This is a genomic window from Rhodospirillaceae bacterium (genome assembly GCA_040219235.1).
Lineage (GTDB): Bacteria > Pseudomonadota > Alphaproteobacteria > Rhodospirillales > Rhodospirillaceae > WLXB01.
On record JAVJSV010000011.1, the window covers coordinates 850,071 to 871,641 of the forward strand.

Annotated in this window: 16 protein-coding genes; 7 read left to right on the forward strand and 9 right to left on the reverse strand. The window is 52.7% G+C overall.

What is annotated here, in order from left to right; genetic code table 11:
* Positions 1–29: 29 nt before the first annotated feature.
* The gene (locus RIC29_07975) at positions 30–1,127 is read right to left on the reverse strand and encodes a COX15/CtaA family protein (protein ID MEQ8734847.1); all 1,098 of its coding nucleotides are present in this window, start codon (positions 1,125–1,127) and stop codon (positions 30–32) included.
* A gap of 167 nt (positions 1,128–1,294) precedes the next feature.
* On the opposite strand from RIC29_07975, the gene RIC29_07980 reads away from it, so the two are divergent.
* Both RIC29_07980 and RIC29_07985 read left to right on the forward strand, forming a co-directional pair.
* Positions 1,295–2,077: a glycosyltransferase family 2 protein gene (locus tag RIC29_07980; GenBank protein MEQ8734848.1), complete on the forward strand. Its 783-nt coding sequence runs from the start codon at positions 1,295–1,297 to the stop codon at positions 2,075–2,077.
* On the forward strand, positions 2,074–2,394 hold the full coding sequence (locus tag RIC29_07985) for a lipid-A-disaccharide synthase N-terminal domain-containing protein (protein MEQ8734849.1): 321 nt from the start codon (positions 2,074–2,076) through the stop codon (positions 2,392–2,394). The genes RIC29_07980 and RIC29_07985 overlap by 4 nt, the downstream gene beginning before the upstream one ends.
* Positions 2,395–2,406: 12 nt before the next feature.
* On the opposite strand, the gene RIC29_07990 is transcribed toward RIC29_07985, so the two are convergent.
* A complete protein-coding gene (locus RIC29_07990; GenBank protein MEQ8734850.1) occupies positions 2,407–3,756 on the reverse strand; it encodes a DUF2254 domain-containing protein in 1,350 nt (449 codons plus the stop codon).
* A gap of 354 nt (positions 3,757–4,110) precedes the next feature.
* On the opposite strand from RIC29_07990, the gene RIC29_07995 reads away from it, so the two are divergent.
* The 3 genes from RIC29_07995 to RIC29_08005 all read left to right on the forward strand — a co-directional run bounded on the left by RIC29_07995 (position 4,111) and on the right by RIC29_08005 (position 6,754).
* Complete coding sequence (locus RIC29_07995; protein MEQ8734851.1) at positions 4,111–4,398, forward strand: co-chaperone GroES; 288 nt, start codon at positions 4,111–4,113, stop codon at positions 4,396–4,398.
* A gap of 45 nt (positions 4,399–4,443) precedes the next feature.
* Positions 4,444–6,102 carry a chaperonin GroEL gene (gene groL, locus RIC29_08000; GenBank protein ID MEQ8734852.1) on the forward strand — a complete coding sequence of 553 codons (1,659 nt, stop codon included), beginning with the start codon at positions 4,444–4,446 and terminating at the stop codon, positions 6,100–6,102.
* 106 nt (positions 6,103–6,208) lie between these two features.
* Positions 6,209–6,754: a hypothetical protein gene (locus RIC29_08005; GenBank protein MEQ8734853.1), complete on the forward strand. Its 546-nt coding sequence runs from the start codon at positions 6,209–6,211 to the stop codon at positions 6,752–6,754.
* Here RIC29_08005 and RIC29_08010 read toward each other — a convergent pair whose 3' ends face one another.
* The gene (locus tag RIC29_08010; GenBank protein MEQ8734854.1) at positions 6,755–9,499 is read right to left on the reverse strand and encodes an ATP-dependent DNA helicase; all 2,745 of its coding nucleotides are present in this window, start codon (positions 9,497–9,499) and stop codon (positions 6,755–6,757) included. It lies immediately after the preceding gene.
* 203 nt (positions 9,500–9,702) lie between these two features.
* On the opposite strand from RIC29_08010, the gene RIC29_08015 reads away from it, so the two are divergent.
* The gene (locus tag RIC29_08015; protein ID MEQ8734855.1) at positions 9,703–11,301 is read left to right on the forward strand and encodes a lysine--tRNA ligase; all 1,599 of its coding nucleotides are present in this window, start codon (positions 9,703–9,705) and stop codon (positions 11,299–11,301) included.
* Positions 11,302–11,376: 75 nt separating this feature from the next.
* On the forward strand, positions 11,377–13,344 hold the full coding sequence (locus RIC29_08020; GenBank protein MEQ8734856.1) for a hypothetical protein: 1,968 nt from the start codon (positions 11,377–11,379) through the stop codon (positions 13,342–13,344).
* A 15-nt stretch (positions 13,345–13,359) separates the two neighbouring features.
* Here the strand turns inward: RIC29_08020 and RIC29_08025 are convergent, their stop codons facing one another.
* From RIC29_08025 to RIC29_08050, 6 genes are read right to left on the reverse strand one after another with little or no spacing between them, the layout of a single operon-like run.
* On the reverse strand, positions 13,360–13,884 hold the full coding sequence (locus tag RIC29_08025) for an acyl-CoA thioesterase (protein MEQ8734857.1): 525 nt from the start codon (positions 13,882–13,884) through the stop codon (positions 13,360–13,362).
* Positions 13,885–13,929: 45 nt separating this feature from the next.
* A complete protein-coding gene (locus RIC29_08030; protein ID MEQ8734858.1) occupies positions 13,930–15,732 on the reverse strand; it encodes an acyl-CoA dehydrogenase C-terminal domain-containing protein in 1,803 nt (600 codons plus the stop codon).
* Between the two features lie 10 nt (positions 15,733–15,742).
* The gene (locus RIC29_08035) at positions 15,743–18,079 is read right to left on the reverse strand and encodes a 3-hydroxyacyl-CoA dehydrogenase NAD-binding domain-containing protein (protein MEQ8734859.1); all 2,337 of its coding nucleotides are present in this window, start codon (positions 18,077–18,079) and stop codon (positions 15,743–15,745) included.
* Positions 18,079–19,227 carry a thiolase family protein gene (locus RIC29_08040; protein ID MEQ8734860.1) on the reverse strand — a complete coding sequence of 383 codons (1,149 nt, stop codon included), beginning with the start codon at positions 19,225–19,227 and terminating at the stop codon, positions 18,079–18,081. Before RIC29_08040 ends, RIC29_08035 begins: the two co-directional genes overlap by 1 nt.
* Entirely contained in the window at positions 19,224–19,712 is a 489-nt protein-coding gene (locus RIC29_08045) for a MerR family DNA-binding transcriptional regulator (protein ID MEQ8734861.1), read from the reverse strand. Before RIC29_08045 ends, RIC29_08040 begins: the two co-directional genes overlap by 4 nt.
* On the reverse strand, positions 19,709–21,433 hold the full coding sequence (locus RIC29_08050; protein MEQ8734862.1) for a long-chain fatty acid--CoA ligase: 1,725 nt from the start codon (positions 21,431–21,433) through the stop codon (positions 19,709–19,711). Before RIC29_08050 ends, RIC29_08045 begins: the two co-directional genes overlap by 4 nt.
* Between the last annotated feature and the right edge of the window lie 138 nt (positions 21,434–21,571).

The following is a 21,571-nucleotide window of genomic DNA, read 5'->3' on the forward strand; positions in this document are numbered from 1 at the left end:
TCCTTATTTCGCTTTGAGTCAGTATAGCGTTAAGAGGCATCTAATACTGGCGAGGAAGTAACGGTTCCGGAAGTCACAGTAGAGGGGTGCGTGAGGCGGGCAATGGTCACACCCAATGTAAACAGGATCAAGGCCCCTGTTTGATGCAGTAATGCCAGCCACAATGGCACCACGAGCAATAGCGTGCTAATCCCAAGTATGGCTTGGATCACAGCCATGCCAAGAAAGGCGTTGGCCAGTTTTCGCTGTAAGCCCTGTGCCCCGTCACGGATCAGGCGCCACCACGTAAAGGCGATAAGTATGACAAGCGCAATTGCAAGAACGCGATGGTTAAACTGAACCGTCATGATGTTCTCGAACCAATTGGCGTACCACGGCGTCATCTCGTAAAGGCCGTCTGGCACAAGCTGGCCATCCATAAGCGGAAATGTATTGTAAATTAGTCCGGCATTAAGCCCTGCGACGAATGCTCCCGACATGACAACAAGGAGAACCGCTAAAGCTGCACCAAGTGACAACCGCGCGGTGGCAGCATCTGTCACAATACGCGGTGTTAACTTTTTCGCTTCGTCTTCGCTTTTAATTCCAAGCGCCACCCAGATCAGCAATCCATAAACCACGAACGCGAGCCCAAGATGCGCTGCCAAACGATACTGGCTGACGTCGGGTCGATCGACGAGGCCACTTGCGACCATAAACCAGCCAAGCACACCTTGCGCACCGCCTAAGACCAATAACCCAGTCAACTTGAGGGTGAGGTGGCCACGGGCTTTCTTCTTAAATACGAACCAGAAGAAGGGCAGGGCAAACACCAAGCCGATCAAACGGCCCCAGAGACGGTGGGAATACTCCAGCCAGAAGATCTCTTTAAAGTCGTCGACCGTCATCCAAGAATTGACCTTCTGGTATTCTGGATACTGCATATAGGCTTCAAACTCTTCCGCCCACTCTTGCTCGTTCAGGGGCGGCAAAATATGCAGCGGTTTCCATTCGACCATCGACAGGCCCGACTCGGTCAGCCGGGTGGCCCCACCCAACACAACCATAAAAAACACCATCCCTGCGCAGATCAACAGCCAAAGCCGAATGTGGCGCGCGTCTCGGTCGGTCGGGCAGAAAGCAGTCATTTACGGTCCAGAGTAAGTTAGAGGCGGTATAAGTGTTGATTTAGGCGATCCAAGGCCCGGCAACAAGGTCATGTTTGCTAAGACCTTCTGTGGCAAGGGGGTTTAACGGTTTATCAGGGCTGTGTATCAGTGCGATATAATGTGGCCCACTTGTACCGACGGATATCATGTCAGTCTCACTAACATCTCACAAGCGACCCGACTATGCTGTCGTTGTTCCGGTTCTGAATGAAGCCGGCAACATAAAACCACTGGTATCGGAGATCGTCGCGGCGATGTCGGCTTTGAGTGACAAGCCTTCGTTCGAGATCATCTACGTAGACGATGGATCTACCGATGGAACAGCAGAAGAACTTGATGCTGTGAAAGCATCGGTTCCAACACTAAGGGTCTTCCATCACATAAAAACCACCGGGCAAAGCCAATCTCTCATCACAGGCATCCTGCGGGCGCAGGCTGACTGGATCATAACCCTTGATGGGGATGGCCAGAACGATCCGGTAGATTTTCAAAAATTAATTTCTGCACGTGAATCCACAATTGCCACAGAGCCGCACATTGCTAGCGAATTCATCTATGTGGGTCATCGGCGCTTGCGGCGCGATAGTCTGGCGCGTCGCTATCAATCTTGGCTGGCGAACGATATTCGTGGCTGGATTTTAGGAGACCATACGCCCGATAGTGGATGCGGCTTGAAGTTGTTTAGCCGCGAGCTGTTTTTGTCACTGCCGCGCTTTGATGCATTGCACCGGTTCTTGCCAGCCCTTGTCATTCGGGCTGGGGGCCGGGCGATCTCTGTGCCTGTCACACACCGCTCCCGTCTCAACGGCATTTCAAAGTATGGTTTATGGCGGCGATTGGCGATTGGTATCGTCGACTTGATAGGCGTGACATGGCTTATTGCCCGCCACACACGCCCAACGATTATCGAACAAAAGGACTCGTCATGAGCTGGTTTGTAACGTGGTTTGCCACAATGAATATTTTTAAAGCTCTTGGCCTTTTCGGGCAGGCCATTTTTGGCTCACGGTTCCTGGTGCAGTGGTTGGCCAGCGAGAAACTGGGCAAGAGTGTTATACCGCTAGCCTTTTGGTATCTCAGTCTGTTGGGCGGCATTATCACATTCTTTTATGCCATCTATATTCAAGAACCGGTTTTTATCATCGCCCAATTCGGCGGCATTATTATTTATTCTCGAAATTTGTATTTCATTTACCGGGATCATCGCGCGGCTCACGGCCTTATGGGACCTGACCGCGAGGGTTAATCTGGTTCTAATTTACGTAGCTGTCTTGCGTCCGCTTTCATTTAACTGAGCGGTCAGAGCCGCGATCCGCGTATCCAAGTCAACGCGATCCGCGTTATCGCAGGAGATCGCTTTTGCAGCGTTCATTATTCTGTCCGCGTGCGACAAAACGGCTTCTTGTTGCTCGTTGTTTTCGACCAGGTAGGCGAGATTGGTAAGGACTTCAAGAATTCGGGTCACAATCGAGATCTTGCCAGCGCAGTCCTGTCGTATGCCGTTAAATGCGGTATCAAACACGCCCTGAAATGTAGCGGGTGCAATGATGAGGCGCAGCTCATCTCCCCCACCTCTGACGACGGCTTTTGGTAGACCGTGACTCATCAGCTCAGCCATTCCTGCAGCCAACCTGTCTATACAGGTTATTGCTGTGAATGGATCATTCAAACCGGGCGAGAGGGCGCGAAGCGCAATCTCGACCATGGCCGCAATAGAAAATTCGATGTCCTGAGCCATGGTCCTTTGCTGTCCAATAACAACGGTGTTTAAAATGTCTGATGCCAAATCGTCTTCAAGAGGTGTTTGCCCATAAATTTTACCAACCGGAGTTCCTTTAATAACGAACCGCCCGGGCTTCTCGGTCACATGAACAACAATGTTGTGGTCTTTTGCCAGGGATAACAGCTCGCCAGTTTCAATGATTTCCATGTATCCAGTGGTTGAGGCATAAAGAGGTGTGATATGGGCATGCGGGAGATGATCAAGTTCTTCTCTGGCCTGATCAAAATCTTGCGCTGGGGTTTTTGAGACGCCAGACTCGACTGCGTTGCGAATGGTATCTGAGAGCTCTCCGCTCACGGTGCTGATCACGGCGTCGGCGTCAATTTTTTGAGCCATGTGGTGCAGGAAGTAAATGAGGAGGCCCAGGTTAAAAAGGGTGCCCAGAATTGCCAACGTCAGCGATAAGGCCGGCGCTAAATCTTCACCCGTCACTGGCCCGCTAATCGCCCGCAAAACAACAAAAGCAAAAATCAAGTTTCCGACCAGTGTCCCCAGCGTAATCTGAGTAATATGCCCCTTCGTGAAAAGCTGAATAATCCGTGGTCCGAGCTGGCTCGCTGTAATTGATACGGCAACCACAGTCATCGAGAACACCAAGCTGGTAACAGTAATTAAAGCCCCAATAACTGCCGTCAGAATCTGGCGGGCCCCCTCAATCCCTGATCTGAACAGAAACTCACTGTCTGTTAGCCACGGGATAATCATCGATTGGTCTATGGCCAGCGCCGCCACCGAGGCTGGCAGGGCGGAAAGGGCAATGAGGCTCGGCCTAAACCAGAAGCTGGAGAGAAGCAGGAACCAATAGTATTTGAAATATGAGATCATTCTAACTGTATGTTGCCGGACACAGGGCTCACTGTCACCTCTCGCGAGTCTGGCAGGGGCTTCCTTGTTTTTTGTCTTTTCCCGCAAACGAGAGTCCAGGTGCTTGGTTCCCGTTGTTAAGTGCCAGATCATCCGGCGATTTCCATGCTTGGCGGGCAAAATGGGCTATCTATGTGTTGGGTTTTTAACTTGAGACCTGCTTTAGCAACAAATTTTTCACGCGCTTCTCCTTGACGCGTGCCATATAGCATCTTATCTACTTGGCACTCATCAGGGGGGAGTGCTAGTGGATCGTCTAACCCCCTGTTTTTAAATAGTTAAGACGTAATCCACAGACCTAAAAGGAGGTTTTAGATGAAATTTCGGCCGCTGCACGACCGAGTGCTGGTCAAGCGCCTCGACTCAGATACCAAATCTGCCGGGGGCATTATTATTCCTGACACTGCGCAAGAAAAACCAATGGAAGGCAAAGTCATTGCCGTTGGTGCAGGCGCACGTGGGGAAGACGGAAAAGTGGTTAAGCTCGACGTTAAGAAGGGCGACCGCATTCTTTTCGGAAAATGGTCCGGAACGGAAGTCAAGGTTGATGGGGATGACCTGTTGATCATGAAAGAATCCGATATCATGGGCATTATCGAATAGGTCCATCGCTCGGCGATTCAACACCAGATTTAAGGGAAACGCATTATCATGGCGAAAGACGTCAAATTTTCCACCGATGCCCGCGACCGTATGTTGCGCGGTGTCGATATCTTGGCCAACGCGGTCAAGGTGACACTTGGCCCGAAAGGCCGCAATGTCGTACTCGACAAAGCTTTTGGTGCACCTCGCATCACCAAAGACGGTGTAACCGTTGCAAAAGACATCGAGCTTGAAGATAAGTTCGAAAACATGGGCGCGCAGATGGTTAAGGAAGTTGCTTCCAAAACCAACGACCTCGCCGGTGACGGTACAACAACAGCCACTGTTCTGGCTCAAGCCATCGTTCGCGAAGGCGTAAAAGCCGTTGCAGCAGGCATGAACCCAATGGATCTGAAGCGTGGTATCGACGCAGCTGTCGCAGCTGTGACCGAAAACCTGACTAAGCAATCCAAGAAAGTGAAGACCAGCCAAGAGATCGCCCAGGTCGGCACGATCTCCTCAAACGGCGACAGTGACATCGGCCAAATCATTTCCGAAGCCATGGATAAAGTTGGCAAAGAAGGTGTGATCACCGTTGAAGAAGCCAAAGGCTTGGACACGGAACTCGATGTTGTTGAAGGCATGCAGTTCGATCGTGGCTACTTGTCACCGTACTTCATTACCAACTCTGAGAAGATGATCTGTGAGTATGAAAACCCATACGTCCTGATCCACGAGAAAAAGCTCTCTTCCCTGCAGCCTCTTCTGCCAGTTCTCGAAGCTGTGGTTCAGTCTTCACGTCCGTTGGTTATCATTGCCGAAGACATCGAAGGCGAAGCTTTAGCAACTCTGGTGGTTAACCGCCTGCGTGGCGGCCTCAAGGTTGCTGCTGTTAAGGCACCTGGTTTTGGTGATCGCCGTAAGGCCATGTTGGAAGACATCGCCGTACTCACCAAAGGTCAGGTCATTTCTGAAGATGTTGGCATTAAGCTCGAGAACGTCACACTCGATATGCTCGGCCAAGCCAAGAACATCGAAATCACCAAAGAAGAAACCACCATCATCGATGGCGCAGGCAAGAAGGCCGATATCAACGGTCGTTGCGAGCAAATCCGTCGTCAGATCCAAGACACAACATCCGATTACGACCGTGAGAAGCTCGAAGAGCGTCTTGCCAAGTTGGCTGGTGGTGTTGCGGTTATCCGTGTTGGCGGTGCAACCGAAGTCGAAGTGAAAGAGAAGAAAGACCGCGTTGACGATGCTTTGCATGCTACGCGTGCAGCTGTTGAAGAAGGTATCGTCCCAGGTGGCGGTGTTGCGCTTCTCCGCTCGGCGAGTGCACTCATTAAACTTTCTGTCGACAACGATGATCAAAAAGTCGGTGTTGAAATCATTCGTCGTGCCTTGCGTGTGCCGTTGAAGCAGATTGCACAAAATGCTGGTGAAGATGGTGCGGTTGTTGCCGGTAAGGTCGAAGAAGCAAAAACCCCAACGATGGGCTTTGATGCTCAGTCGGGCAAGTATGTGGACATGGTTAAGGCCGGCATTATCGATCCGACTAAGGTCGTGCGTATTGCTCTGCAAGACGCTGCGTCCATCGCAGGTCTCCTGATCACCACGGAAGCCATGGTTGCTGAGATTCCTGAGAAGTCGGGTCCTCCGATGGGTCCAGGCGGCGGCATGGGCGACATGGGTGGCATGGGCGGCATGGGAATGGGAATGTAATCCCACCACCGTCAGTTACTTTCGGAAAAGGGCCGCGTTTTACGACGTGGCCCTTTTTCTATGTTGGTTCAGCAGCTATATCAAAGCGTAGAAATGGAGCGTGCTTATGCCATCTAAGTCTTTTGTCAAAGTTGTTGGGTTGATTCTGTTGCTCTCGCTGGGGCCAGCCTCCATCTATTTTCTATACAAGCGCACCGGTGGCTTGGAATCCCGTGATGAATTGGCCTTTCATCGTAACTTGCGCTTTCTGTTTATGGCGGGCACTGAAACCGTAGATCCTAGCCTGCTGACTCCCTGGTCGTGGGAGCGTGTCTGCGCTTTTGGCAGCGGGTTAAAACAGGCTGAAGTCGACGCGCTTGTTGGGTTTTCTTATGATAATTTTGGTCAGCTGACCTGGCGTGACCTTGACGACCACTGGACCCTTTTATTTATAGACTCTGTGCGGGAAACCAATTGGGGTGAGCACCGGCCCGTTATGCCAATTCGCATTCCCATTGATGATATTTCAGGGTTTAAAACCCCAGAAGGTCAGACCGGCAGTTGTGCGGATAAACAAGGCGCACGTCTTGCACTCGAGCGTCACGAAGCGCCGCTAGGTAAAACGCCCGTGGTTGCTCAACTTATCGATATGACGGCGCGCGTAGACGACTGATCAGCTGTTCGCCAAAAACAATTTGGTTTCAGCAACGGCTTCGGCCAAGCCAATACGATGCACCGGTGTCCCCTCAGGAAACGCGCCCAACAGCCGTGATGGCATCATGGAATCGAGCAACACGAAGACACCGCGATCACCCTCCCGGCGAATGAGACGTCCAAAGGCTTGTTTCAATCGCAGGCGTGTGATCCTGTCATCGTAAACACGTCCGCCAAATGCATTGCGTCGTGCCCGATGAAGAATATCAGGGCGTGGCCACGGCACCCGATCAAACACCATCAGGCGCAGCGCATTGCCCGGAACATCAACGCCGTCACGCATGGCATCGGTTCCTAAAAGGCAGGCGTGCTCCTCTGCGCGAAAAATATCCACCAGGGTTGCTGCTGGCAAAGCATCGATATGTTGTGCATAGAGCGGCAGCCCCTCAGCTTCCAAGGCGGGCGCAATCTGGTCAAAGGTTGCGCGCAGTCGGGAAATGGCCGTGAATAACCCAAGGCCGCCGCCGCCTGCAGCCAGAAATAAGTCACGATAAGCGTTCGCCACTTGCACAAGGGCGTCTTTGCGAACGTCAGTCACAATGAACACGCGGGTCGCGTTTTCATAATCAAACGGTGAGGGCAGCGCAGAACGTACGGGCGTGCTTGCCAGATGAAAGGCCCCAACCTGCTGATCGGCACTTTCCCAATCCGCCGTGTCATCTCCGGTGCCATCCCGCAGGGTGGCTGAGGTAATCGCCACGCCTTGCGCCGGGTCCAACACCGTTCTAGCAAAAGGCAAAGTTGGGTCGACCCAGTGACGATGCAGCCCGATGTCGATGTCGCGACCATCAATACGGTCGACACCCAGCCAGTCAACAAATTCGTCTGGCGTGTCATTTGAGAGCGCTTTGATCATATCACGCCAGGCTGTGAGCGGAATTACGGCCCGACGCTCCAAGCTGCGGCAGAGACCTTCAATTCTAAGCCGGGTCGCCGTCTCCAGTTCTTCCGCTGGCCGGTCAAGTTGAGCGATTAGCGTTTTAACCATCAGCTTGAGCGGGTCTAGCAATCGGTACAGCGCCGCATCCAATTTGGCAGAGGCGTCCAGTAAACCATCAACAGGTTCCACCGCATCTGTTTGAAGGCTGTAAGGAGACTCTGGATTGTCACGGGTGTAAACCTGGGTGCGGACAAGACTGAGAAACTCTTCTGCGGGTCCGCGCGGCGCGCCATCCTCTATGCGCGTCAGCCAACCGGGGGCAGGGAGGGACCGCGCACCCTGCAAAATACCGTCGAGTGCCGTTGGCAGGGCATCACCTTCTGTTTCCAACTCAGACAGCAAGTCATCAATACGACGTTTCAGACCGCGAGACCGTGTCGGACGTCCACCGGCTTCTGCGCCAATAAGCCAGCGTCGCAAATCTGCCGTTTCAGCCGCACTCAAGTGTGCAGAAAATGCACTATCTGCGGCCCCAAACAAGTGATGCCCTTCATCAAACACGTAACGTGTGGGTTGCGTGCCATCATCCAGCCCTCCCATCGCGGCCTGGACCATGACCAAAGCATGATTGGCGACAACAATGTCTGCGGTGCGGGCTTTGCGAACGGTTTTTTCGACGAAGCAAGTTTTGTAATGAGGGCAAGCCGTAAAAATGCATTCCCCGCGACGGTCTGCGAGTGAGAGAACGCGACCCGTACCAAACAGATCCGCCAGCCAGGAGGGGAAGTCTCCCCCCACCATATCACCTGATTTTGTTGCGATAACCCAGCGTGCAATCAGGGCGAGGGGAATTGCAGCGCTTGGATCGGTGCCAGAGCGGTTCAGAGCTTCTTCAAAATTCAACAGACAAAAATAGTTTTCCCGCCCTTTACGAACGACGACCCGTGCTGCTTTGGTCTCTGGGTCAGGGTAAACACGGTCCAGTTCTTGATCGAGTTGGCGTTGCAGATTGCGGGTAAAGGTCGAGACCCAAACCGGCCCATCGTTCTTGGCGGCCCAAACACTTGCCGGAGCCAGGTACCCAAGGGTCTTGCCAACCCCTGTTCCCGCTTCAGCCAAAACCAGATTTGGCTCATCTGGCGCCGGTTTAGCTTTAAAAGCATGCGTGATGATGTCCGCATAAGTGGCTTGAGACTCTCTTTTCTCAGCATCATCGCCGAGCACGTCAGCCAGTCGCTCAAGGCTTTCTTCGCGGGAGACGGGATCGTTGCCGGGTGGCGGTGGTGGGGCGAGGTCTTCAAATGGGGTCAGCCGTGTCCAAACCCGCAGCGAAGATAAGCCAATTCCACCCCCCTCTGGATCGGCTCCAATTGCCGCCAGCACACTCGCGCCCCAGGACCAGCCCGCGCGCTCAAGCACATGGGCAATGGCTCTGGCGTGACGCAGGCCACCATCTGACCACGCCGTGATCTCCGACAGGAGAACTTTGGTCGCCTCTATAATGGCAACGCCATCTTCATCGATGGACCGTGGCACCGTCACACCGGTTGCTTCTGCGATGCCGCGCACGGTGGGTAAGCATGTGACGGCTGGTCTCACAAACGCAAACAACTCCAGCACATCAAATCCGGGGACGGGTTTGAGTCCCAGCCGGGCAGCTGTTGCGCGGCTGTGGCATTGAATAACCGGCGGTTCCACAAGGGTTTTCGCGTTAGCCGCCGAAAACGCTTTTATCTCGCCATCTGGATAGATCAACGCGCCGTCGCGCGCTCTGGTTACGAGAACTGGCGCGTCAGGTAAAAGAACTTTACGGTCGACGGTCAAGGCTTTGTCTGGCAAAGGTCAAGAGTGAGGGGTGGGGCATAAGCCAATCAAGAACGGGAATTATGGATGATCATCTGGTATACCGTCAGGTGTACGGGTCAATCCAGTGATATAACTAGCCAGTGATGGCTGAGATGCCAAGGGCTTGACCCTCTAATCCCGCGCCCATAGGGTGCGCCGCTTTCAAACCCTGGACGAAGATCATGAGCAACGTCATTCCCACAGCCCGCGACAGCAAAGCCTGGCCCTTCTCAGAAGCCAAAGCCCTTCTTGAAGGACGGCTGAAGAATGGCGCGGGCGATAAGGGGTACGTGCTGTTTGAAACCGGCTATGGCCCGTCTGGATTGCCGCATATCGGAACATTCGCCGAAGTCGTGCGCACCACCATGGTGCGACATGCCTTTCAGGTGCTGTCGCCTGATACGCCAACCCGATTGTTCGCCTTCTCTGATGATATGGATGGTTTGCGTAAAGTGCCCGACAACATTCCTAACAAGGAGATGGTCGAGGAACATCTTGGCAAGCCCCTGACAAGTATTCCTGACCCCTTTGGCACGCACGAAAGCTTTGGTCATCATAACAATGATCGCCTCAAAGGTTTTCTGGATTCCTTCGGGTTTGACTACGAGTTCAAAAGCGCAACAGAGAGTTATACGTCCGGCGAGTTCGATGCCGCGCTTCTTCGTGTTCTGCAAGAATACGATAAAGTCATCAACGTCGTTTTGCCAACGCTTGGTCCTGATCGCCGCGCCACCTATTCGCCCTTCCTGCCAGTGTGCAAAAAGACAGGGCGGGTTCTTCAGGTGCCGGTGATCGAGCGCAATGTGGATGCCGGCACCATCGTTTATCAAGACGAAGATGGCTCCAAAGTGGAAGTGCCCGTAACGGGCGGCCACTGCAAGCTGCAATGGAAGTGCGATTGGGCCATGCGTTGGTATGCCCTTGATGTTGACTATGAAATGTCAGGCAAAGACCTGATTGACTCGGTTCGTTTGTCTGGAAAGATTTGCCGCGTCCTGGGCAGCCCGCCGCCACAAAATTTGACCTATGAGTTGTTTCTCGATGACCAAGGCCAAAAGATTTCGAAGTCCAAGGGCAATGGCCTGTCGGTCGAGGAGTGGCTTAAGTACGCCCCCGTCGAAAGTCTTGCCAACTTCATGTACCAGAAGCCCACAACGGCGAAGAGACTCTACTTCGATACCATTCCAAAATCCGTCGACGAATATCTCTCACATCTCAAGGCATTCCCGGATCAAGAGTTGAAAGATCAACTCAACAACCCGGTATGGCATATCCACAATGGTACCCCCCCTGAGGAAAAAGGCCGTTTGAGCTTTGGTATTCTCTTAAACTTAGCCAGCGTCTGCCATTCTGAAGATGCTGCTGTTCTGTGGCACTACATCAGCCGGTATGCTCCGGATGCCAGCCCACAAACAGATCCGCTGCTTGATAAACTGGTAACTTATGCCATCGCCTATTATCGCGATCTTGTCTTGCCCCAAAAAACCTACCGCGCGCCAACTGTGGTGGAACGCGGTGCGCTGGATGCTTTGAAAACGGGTCTGCAAGAGTTGGGGCAAGGGGCGTCACAAGAAGATTTGCAAAACATGGTCTATCAGGTTGGCAAAACCAACGAAGCGGCTTTCCCAAGTCTGCGGGATTGGTTCAAAGCCTTGTACCAGATACTGCTTGGACAAGACGAAGGCCCGCGCATGGGTTCGTTCATCGCATTGTATGGTGTTGAAGAAACATTGATCTTGATCGACCGTGTCCTCGCGGGTGAAGACTTGAGCTCAAATTAAATCTTTACTCGACAATACGGCAACAAATCTCAAATACTGGGAGATTATGGGTGCCCCTAATTTGCTAGGTTTGTTTTGACAGACTTAAAACCGCAACTCGCCAGCAAATTAACCCAAGCCGGCCAGCTTATGGCTGAGCAAGATTTTATCTCAGCGTTACAGTTGTATGAGCATGTGGCGGATGTCGTGGGAATGCAAACTGTAAGCTTACCTATGGGATACTGTCATCTTGCTATGCAAGACTTTGAGGCCGCTAGTCCATTACTTGAATTGGCGGTGCAAACGTTACCCCACTCAGCGCAGTTATGGTGCAATCTGGGGGTTGTGCGGGGTCACTTGAAGAATTTTGATGGGGCTATGGTGGCTTTGGAGAAGGCGGTTGCCACGTCCCCACATTATATTCCCGCCCTATTTAACCTCGGCAATATTCACCTCGAGCTCGGCTGCGCGCAAGAGGGTGTAAGATGGCTACAGAAGGTACTAGCTCTTGATCAAAACCATATGCAAGCGCATTTTAGACTGGGCGATGCTTATCAGCAGCTTTACGAATTTGACCTTGCCTATTCACACTACAAAGCGGCAGCTGAAGTTGACGACTCTGATCCAGAGCCGTTGTGTGGATTGGCAGCTCTAGAGCTATCGCAGGGACATCTAGCTGCAGCAAAAACGGTCTTCTTGCGAGCCATCGAGATTGATGAAAATTGTGCTGTGGCTCATTTTAATATTGGGTACATCAATTGCCTACAAGGGACATGGGATGAGGGACTACCTAGCGTTCGGTTCGCAACGGAACTAGAACCCGAGAACAAAGCATACTGGTCTATGTTGCTATGGCTCATGACTGCTCACCCCACGGCCAGCCAGGAAGAAGTCACCGCTGAACATCTCGCATTTGGTGAGAGGTTCTATCGTCCATCAGAGTCATTAGCAGGCAGCGGCAGCAGAGACGAAACGTCACGTATCCGGGTTGGCTATCTGTCTGCAGCTTTTAGGCACCATGTTTGTATGGACTTTTTCCTACCGCTTCTTGAAAGTCACTCAAGCAGTGAAGTTGAAGTATACTGCTATAACGCTAGCGCGAAACGAGACAGTATAACTGAGTCCGTGAAGTCTTTGGCTGAGTACTGGCGAGATATTGCGCTGTTAAGTGATGCTGAAGCAGCTCAAATTATCTTAGAAGACGATCTTGATATTCTAGTTGATATAGACGGCCATGCCGGTGGGAATCGCATAGGAGTGATATGTGAGAAACCGGCTCCGGTGATTGTAAATTGGCTCGGCTATCCAAATACAACGGGGTTAAAGGCAGTTGACTATCGACTTGTTGATTACATTACAGATCCGATAGCGACGTCCGATCCCGCGGCGCCCGAGAGCTTGGTTCGACTTCCTACTAGCTTTCTAATTTTTAAGCCTCTTGACGATCAAAAACCTGAGATCGAGCCCCCTATACTAAGCAACGGTTACTGCACGTTCGGGTGCTTTAATCATCCTGCAAAGTTGAATGATGAAGTTTTTGGAGCTTGGTCGTCTATTTTAAGGGATAGCCCACATTCGATCTTGGCTCTCAAAAATCGGCTTCTGATGTGTGAAGAGACACAATCAATGATTAGCCAGAAGTTTGAGAATCTGGGAGTGAAAACGGAGCGGATAATATACCTTCCTTACGTTGATGCCCAGGTCGACCACCTCCTTCATTACAATCAAATTGATATCGCACTGGATCCTTTTCCTTACAATGGAACCACGACAACTTGCGAGGCCTTATGGATGGGGGTACCCCTCATTACAAAATTGGGTGACCGGCATGCAGCGCGTGTTGGGGCAAGCCTGATGACGACCATTGGCACGCCAGAGTTAATTGGGCGAACGACGAATGAGTACATTGAGTCGGCTGTCCAATTGTCTAAGGATAAAGGGCGACTCCAAATTTATCGGTCGGGTCTGCGTGAGAAATTGAAAAACTCAAGTCTTTGTGATTACGCCGGATTTGCAGCACGGATGGAGGAGAGCCTAAAGAACTGTGCGATCAAAGCGCGCTAAAGGAGCGAGAGACTTTTAACCATTTTTGTGGGTGAGCGAATTTTTCGGTGCCGCAATCTCCATCACGGCCTCGTCAGCATCACGAATGTGCGTCAGGGCTTCTGTCATCGGCGGAAGCTCACCGCTATGCCCAAATATATCCATCAGGTGTGGCATGGGGATTCGGCCTTTGTCGTCTAGAAACGCCGCTTTGAGAATCGCGACCGCATAGACGGTTTTACCGGCTTGAATCTTATGTTCCAAGTAGACCCATTTCTCGTCACCGCCGACCACACGGGTGGTGACATCAATGAGGGTAAAGGGCGGAACCGGTCGCCGGAATCTGACGGACCCGGAGGCCAGCACGGGCATAAGTTTGCGCGCGCGAATATGTTTCCAGGCCCCATTGCGGATCATGTGGTCAACGCGGCTCAGGTCCATAAAACTAAAGTATCTGGAATTGGTGAGATGCATATTGACGTCGAGGTCTGTCGGCAGCACACGGAAGCTTAAGTGAGACTCCTCAAGCATGGCGCAGGTGCTGCGCCAACGTGCTGTCACCCTCATCCAAAACAGGCGAAAAATAAGATTCATTTTTAAATAGGCTTAGGCTGCAACACCCGCCCCAAACAAATCCTCTTCCACATCCATGATGGACTCTCCGCCCGCCATAATCATGGCAAACAGACCGCTGGTTTCCGGCAGGACACGTTCGTAATAAAAACGGGCCGTCTTGAGCTTTCCTGCATAGAAACCCGTCGGATCATCGTCTTTTTTGCTGAAGGCCAGCTTGGCAGATTTCGCCCACATAAACGCCACAGCAACATGACCAAACAGGTTTAGATAATCTGTCGCCGCTGCCGCCGCTTCATTCGGGTTGCTTAAGCCTTTCTGAGCAATCAAACCGGTCGCTTGTTGCAAACGCCCAAAGGCTTTGGCCAGTCCAAGTATGAGAGGTTGCAGGTCAGCATCGTCGGCATTTTCTTCAATGAACTCTTGCACCGGATGGAAAAACGCGCGCAGGTAGCGTCCGTAATGAGTGCCCATTTTTCGGCCAACCAAGTCAAGCGCTTGTATGCCGTTGGTGCCTTCATATAGCTGGGTGATTCTAGCATCGCGGACAAACTGCTCCATGCCATGTTCGTGGATGTAGCCATGGCCACCATAAATCTGGACGCCCAGGTTGGCCGATAGAAACCCTTTGTCGGTGCCGAAAGACTTGATGATCGGAGTCAGCACCTGCACCAGATCATCGGCCCGTTGCCGGTCCGCCGCATCTTCTGATTTCTCGGCAATATCGAGATTAATCCCAGTCCATATGGCCAGCGCGCGAATGCCTTCGTTCAGCGCCTTCATGGTCAGCAGATTTTTGCGGACATCCGGATGGACCAAAATGGAATCAGCGGGTTTTTCCGGTGACGCAGCGCCCTTCAGCGAGCGCCCTTGCAGCCGTTCTTTGGCGTATTCTAGGGCGCCCTGATAGGCGACTTCCCCTAAACCAAGGCCTTGGATGCCCACGCCCAAGCGTGCCGCGTTCATCATCGTAAACATAGCGCGCATGCCTTTGTGTGGCTGACCGACCAGCCACCCTGTCGCGTCATCGAAATTAATCACACAGGTGGCTGAGGCTTTAATGCCCATTTTGTGTTCGATGGCTCCACAGGTCACGCCATTCCGCGGGCCGACGCTGCCGTCGTCTTTGGGCAAAAACTTGGGTACGACAAAAAGACTGATGCCTTTGGTCCCTTCGGGAGCATCAGGCAGACGGGCCAATACCAGATGCACGATGTTTTCGGTCAGATCATGTTCCCCGGCTGAGATGAATATTTTCGTACCGGTGATTTTGTAGCTGCCGTCGTCCTGCGTATCGGCTTTAGTGCGAATCAAGCCCAGGTCGGTGCCGCATTGTGGTTCCGTTAAACACATGGTGCCGGCCCAGGTGCCTTCTACAAACTTCGGCAGATAAAGCGCCTTTTGCGCGTCGGACCCGTGCAACTTGATGGCGTTATAGGCCCCTTCTGTCAGGCCAGGATACATGCCGAAGGCCATGTTGCTCGAGCAGATCATTTCCTGAATCAGAAAGTGCAGAGCCGCAGGCGCACCTTGGCCACCAAAGTCTGGGTCGGCCGCAATGCCGGTCCAACCGCCTTGCGCGAACTGATCATAGGCATCTTTGAATCCTTTAGGTGTGCGCACCACACCATTTTCCAGGGTGCACCCTTCGGTGTCACCGCTCAGGTTAAGAGGAAACAACACTTCGGATGTAAATTTACCCGCTTCTTCCAGCACGGCATCCACCACATCGGACGTAAAGTCTGCGTAGGCGGGCATGTTTGCCAGTGCGTCGCCCTCAAGGAGCTCGTGGTAGACGAAACGCATATCTCTTAATGGAGCTGAGTAAGTCGCCATGGTCTGTCTCCTAATTCCGTAAGGGCTTGCCGGTGTCGAGCATGTGCTCCATCCGGGCCAGTGTGCCTTCAGTGCGGGCCAGCGTCATAAACGTACTCCGCTCCAGCTTCAGGAACTCTTTTTCGGTCATGGTTTCGGTCATATCCGTGTCCCCACCCGTTAGCGCCGTGGCCAAAGCGCCAGCGACAACCTGGTCATGCGGTGTGGCCATGCCTTTCAGAGCCAGGTCGTGTAACGCCAATTGCAACGCGGCTCGGCCTGTCGGGCCGGGGAGAACCAATTCTTGCTCTTCCGGCGGTGTATAATCTTTCGCCAGCTTGAGTGCTTTGGCTTTGGCATCGGCCAGCAACCGGTCACGGTTCATGGTGATGGCGTCGCTATCGCGCAACAGGCTCATCTCCTTCGCTTCGGCGGCAGATTTTGCCACTTGCGCCGTGCCAATCAATTCAAAGGCTTTGGCAACGGCTGGCATCGGGCCGCGCGGCAGGCGTGGATGGTTTTGCAATCGCAGCAGCACTTCCTTGCAGCCGCCCCAGCCCGGGATGATACCCACGCCGACTTCCACCAATCCGGTGTACGTTTCTGCGTGGGCTTGCACTGCGTCGGCATGCAGTAGAATTTCGCACCCACCGCCCAGGGCCATGCCAGAGGGCGCGGCGACAACAGGGAAGGGCGCTTGCTTCAGCGCCATGTAGGTGCGTTGGCCATCTTCAATCTGGCTTTCGATCTCACCCCACAAGGCAATATTTGCGGCAAAAAGAAACAGGCCGAGGTTCGCGCCGACAGAGAAATTGGTACCCTCATTATAGATCACCAATGCTTTCAGAGCGTCGTCGTCTTTGATCTGCTTAATGGTTTTTTTGTACAGCGCCATAATCTCAGGATCGAGACTGTTCATTTTTGAGGTGAACTCAAAACACAGAACACCGTCGCCGATATCCCACACCGAGGCGGAGCCATTTTTCAGAACAGGCTTGGATTTGAGTTTGACGTCAGACAAATGCAGCACACCCTCGGGGCGCGGCACGGTATCGTATGAACCGTCCACCTTGAGGAACTGCAAGACGCCGTTTTCAACGCGATAGAACCCGCCTTTTTCGGCCGCGAGCTTCAGCATCGGCGGAACGGAATGTCCGTTGCGTGTCAACTTCTCAGCCAGCCAGTCTGCACCCATGGCGTCAATCAGTTGAAACGGACCTTGCTTCCAGCCGTAGCCGTCCCGCATGCCTGCATCAACATCCACAACCGTATCGGCAATTTCTGGCACCAAAGACGCCGCATAAGGCAGGGCGTTGGCAACCAGATACCAGGCGAACTGTCCGCCTTTGTCGTCGTGTTCAACCAGAGCGCGCAAGCCGCCAGCTTTGGAAGCTTTCAAACTTTCAAGCATCGCCTTCTGTGAGGGTGCGTAGTCGCCGGAAGTGAGGTTAATACTCTCCTTAATACGCTGACCACTGTCATGGTTTAAGCGATAGAAACCGCCGGGTCCTTTACGACCCACCCAGCCTTTCTCAAGCATCATCTTCACCACTTCAGGTTCTGAATGAATGCTGCGATAGGAATCATCTTCCGGCAGGCGTTCCAGCATGGAGGCCGCCACATGCGGCATCAGATCGAGGCCCACCAAATCTAATGTTCCGAAGAAACCGGACTTAGGCACACCAAAGGGCCGTCCGCCAATGGCATCAGCTTCGTCGACGCTTAGGTCAAACTCCAGCGCCCCCATGAGCCCCAATTGAAACCAGTATGTGCCAATCCGGTTGGCGACAAATCCGGGAGTATCCTTGGCGTGGATCACGCCTTTCCCCAGTTTCACATCACCGAAATCATGGATGGTTTTCACCGCTTCAGGACGGGTCTTCTCTGACGTCACCAATTCCAACAAACGCATATAACGCGGTGGATTAAAGAAGTGCGTGATCATGAAATCCGGCACCAGCGCCTCATCCATGCCGCCGGTCAGGTCTTTCAAGGGAATGGTTGAAGTGTTGGATGACAGCACAGCGCCGTCTTTTTTAACCGTGGCAATTTTTGCGTACAGCTCTTGCTTGATGTCTAAGCGTTCAATCACCGCTTCGACAATCCAATCACAGTCAGAGAGCCACTCCATGTGATCTTCAATGTTGCCCGGCGTGACCAGCTTAGCCGTACGTTTCGACATGAACGGTGCGGGTTCAGTCTTAAGCATTTTCTGGATCGCCTTTTCAGCAATGGCGTTCCGGTTGCTGCCCTCTTTCGGCAGAATATCAAGAAGGACGACGGGGATACCAGCGTTGGCAATGTGAGCGGCGATGCCAGCCCCCATAACGCCCGCGCCGATCACCGCAGCTTTGCGGATCTCTGTCATCACACAGCCTCCAGAACCGTGGCGATGCCCTGGCCGCCACCAATACATTGTGTCGCCAGGGCATATTTCTTGCCCTCGCGCTGCATGATTTGAGCGGCTTTGCCGGTGATCCGTGCACCGGTTGCGCCAAGGGGATGACCCAGGGCAATCGCACCGCCGTCAATGTTCGTCTTGGAGAGATCCAGACCGAGGTCGTGCACGACAGCCAAAGACTGCGCCGCGAAGGCTTCATTCAATTCAATGACGTCAATGTCTGACAAACTCAAGCCGGCGCGCTGCAATGCTTTGTTGGTGGCGCTCACCGGGCCGATGCCCATAATCTCAGGCGCACAGCCGGCGACAGCGATAGATTTAATGCGCGCCAGTGGTTTGAGGCCATGTTTCTCCGCATAGGCTTCGCTGGTCACCAGCACAGCAGATGAGCCGTCGGTCAAAGGTGAGGACGTGCCAGCCGTGACTGATCCGTTTTGATCGAACGCAGGTTTCAGATCACCGAGAATCTCCATGGTAGTGTCTGGACGAATACAGCCATCTTTATCGACAACGCCCTCTTTTGTCTCAATGGGCACGATTTCGTCATCGAATTTACCGTCGGCTTGAGCGGCAGCGGCCCGCTTATGACTCTCGACCGCAAACGCATCCTGTTTGTCCCGCGGAATGTCATATTTCTTTGCCAAGTTTTCAGCGGTCTCGCCCATGCCCATATAAGCGGCGTGCCCGGCGTTGACCAATTTAGGATTTAGCATGGGATTAAAGCCGGGCATGGGAATACGGGTCATGCTTTCGATCCCGGCACAGATAAAGGCTTCGCCCGCGCCCAGCGCAATCGATCCTGCGGCGGAATGAATGGCCTGCATAGACGATCCGCAGAAGCGGTTGATTGTTGTCCCGGCAACGCTGTCCGGCAGTCCGGCCAGAAAGACGATGTTGCGGGCGACGTTTAACCCTTGTTCACCTTCTGGGAAGGCACAACCCAGCATCAAGTCTTCCAAGGTGTTTGGGTCAATGCCTGTGCGCTCCACAAGAGCTTTGACAACAGCCGCCGTTAGATCATCGGGCCGGGTTCTGATAAGTGCGCCTTTGTTCGCCAGCGTTAGTGGTGAGCGGGCATAGCCTACAATAACAGCTCTGATTGTGGGTCCAGTCATGGGTCTATCCCTTCTAGCGGTGATTTGTTTTGGTGCGGTGTTCGCCGCGGTGGTGCAGGTGCGTTAGGATCAACGCCCATACTCTTTAATTGATGAACGGCTTCTTGCTCGATTTGTTCCAATTCGCGCAGCGCGTCTTCGATGTCTTTCAACTTAGCGCGCATCTCTTTAGCGCGTTCACGGGCTTTATGGCGGATATGTAAAACCTGACTGATATGTTGTGTGTCAGCGTCATACAAATCCAGGTATTCTTGAATTTCATCGAGTGAAAATCCTAAACGCTTGCCGCGTAGGATGATCTTAAGACGAGCCCGGTCACTGTGAGTGTAAACCCGTGTTGCTCCGGCCAATTGTGGTTGCAACAAGCCCCGGCTTTCATAAAACCGTATGGTGCGTGCCGTTACACCACAGTCGTCGGCCAACTGAGTGGTGCTATACAAGCGCCCGGTCTTGTCACTGCGATGGAGGGAAACAACGTTGTTCATGTCACGCCCTTTTCTCCATTGGGTTCCACTTCGTTTTGGGTCTCTGTTTCTGCCTTCAGCTCTTTTTTAGACAGCTTACCGATCATCGTTTTTGGAAGCTCGTCTCTAAATTCGTAATAATCAGGACGTTCAATGGCTGACAGCTTTTCTTTCAAGAAGGTTTTTAACTCAGCCTCGGTAACTGTCTCGCCCTCTTTCAATCGAATGAACGCTTTTGGTGCCTGCCCACGATACTTATCATCGACCCCAATGACGATGACTTCAGCCACGGCTGGATGCTCGTGAATAGCCTCTTCCACTATGCGAGGGTAAATTTTATAGCCCCCTGCGATGATAATGTCTTTGAGGCGGTCAACGAGAAAGACGTAGCCGTCTTTGTCGATGTATCCCACGTCACCGGTCCGAAAAGCACCCTTATGAAAAACTTTTTCGGTTTCTTCGGGGTTTTCCCAATAGCCCTTCATGACTTGCGGCCCACGAATACAAACTTCACCGCGTTCGCCGATGGACCTTAAGGTGGAGGGCTCATCGACGGACCAAATTTCAATCTCTGTTCCAGGCATCGGAATGCCGACTGAACCCGCTTTGTTGATGCCTTTTGTCGGGTTGGTCGTTGCCACGGGGCTGGTTTCGCTGAGGCCATAACCTTCCACGACGACACAGCCTGAAATGCGCTCAAACTCTTTTTTGACTTCTACGGGCAATGGCGCACCACCAGAGATGCACAGTTTAATGGAAGATAAATCGTATTTTTCAAGTTCGGGGAATGTATTGATGGCTGTGAAAATGGTTGGCACAGCCGGAAAGAAGGTTGGCTTTTTATTTGAAATGGCGCGCAAGCAATCTTTTAAATCGAAACGGGGCAGCATAACGATGCCAGCGCCATAGCGTATGGCTGTCATCATGACGACCGTCATGGCGAAGACATGAAAAAAGGGCAGGGCCGCTAAAAAGATTTCTTCGTCGATATCGCTGTTGTCATACCATGCAGCAACCTGGGTTGCGTTTGCACTGACATTGGCATGGGTCAGCATGGCTGCTTTTGGAATACCTGTTGTTCCGCCTGTGTATTGCAGTACGGCGAGGTCGTTGTCGCAGTCGATCTCGGCTGGCGTATAAGCGCCATCGTTTTCAATGAGATCTTCAAACCACGTTTGACGATCATCGTCGTCCACACGGGCCAAAGTTTTGCGGCGGAAGATGTTAAACAACACAGCCTTGCGCCAGGGCAGAACGTCGGTCATGGAACAGAGCAGAAGTTTTTCAATATTGTTCGCATCCACTGTGGCCCGCGCCTTTGGGTACATCGCTTCCAGGTCCATCGTGACCAGCAAGTGTGGGCGCGAGTCTTTTATCAGGTCATCCAGTTCGCGCTGGGCATAGAGCGGGTTGATGTTGACCACCACGCCGCCAATCAGCAGCGCTGCGTGGAACAGCACAATGTAGTAGGGCGTGTTGGGCAGCATCAGGGCGACTCGATCTCCCTTTTTGATGCCCATTTTTTGAAGGCCCTTTGCTGCGGCGCGCACCATTGCGCCCGTTTCACGGTAGGTCCAGGTGCGGCCCAGAAACTCCATACACATGCGTTGCGGGTAAGCGGCAACACTGCGGTCAAACGCCGCATAGGCTGGCTCAGCCTTAATCTCCATGTCCCAATCAGCGAAGGCGGGATAGCTTTTGATCCAGGGGTGTGTGGTGCTCGGGTCCTTAAGGGCAGTCATTCATGCTCCGTATCAAGATTAGAGAGATCATTCTGTGAATGATCTGATCAAGATAGGAACTCTGAAACGCCGTTCAAGTAAAAATAGTGACGTTAACGTCACATTTTTATAAAAAACCAGCTCTTAGGAGTTATTCAT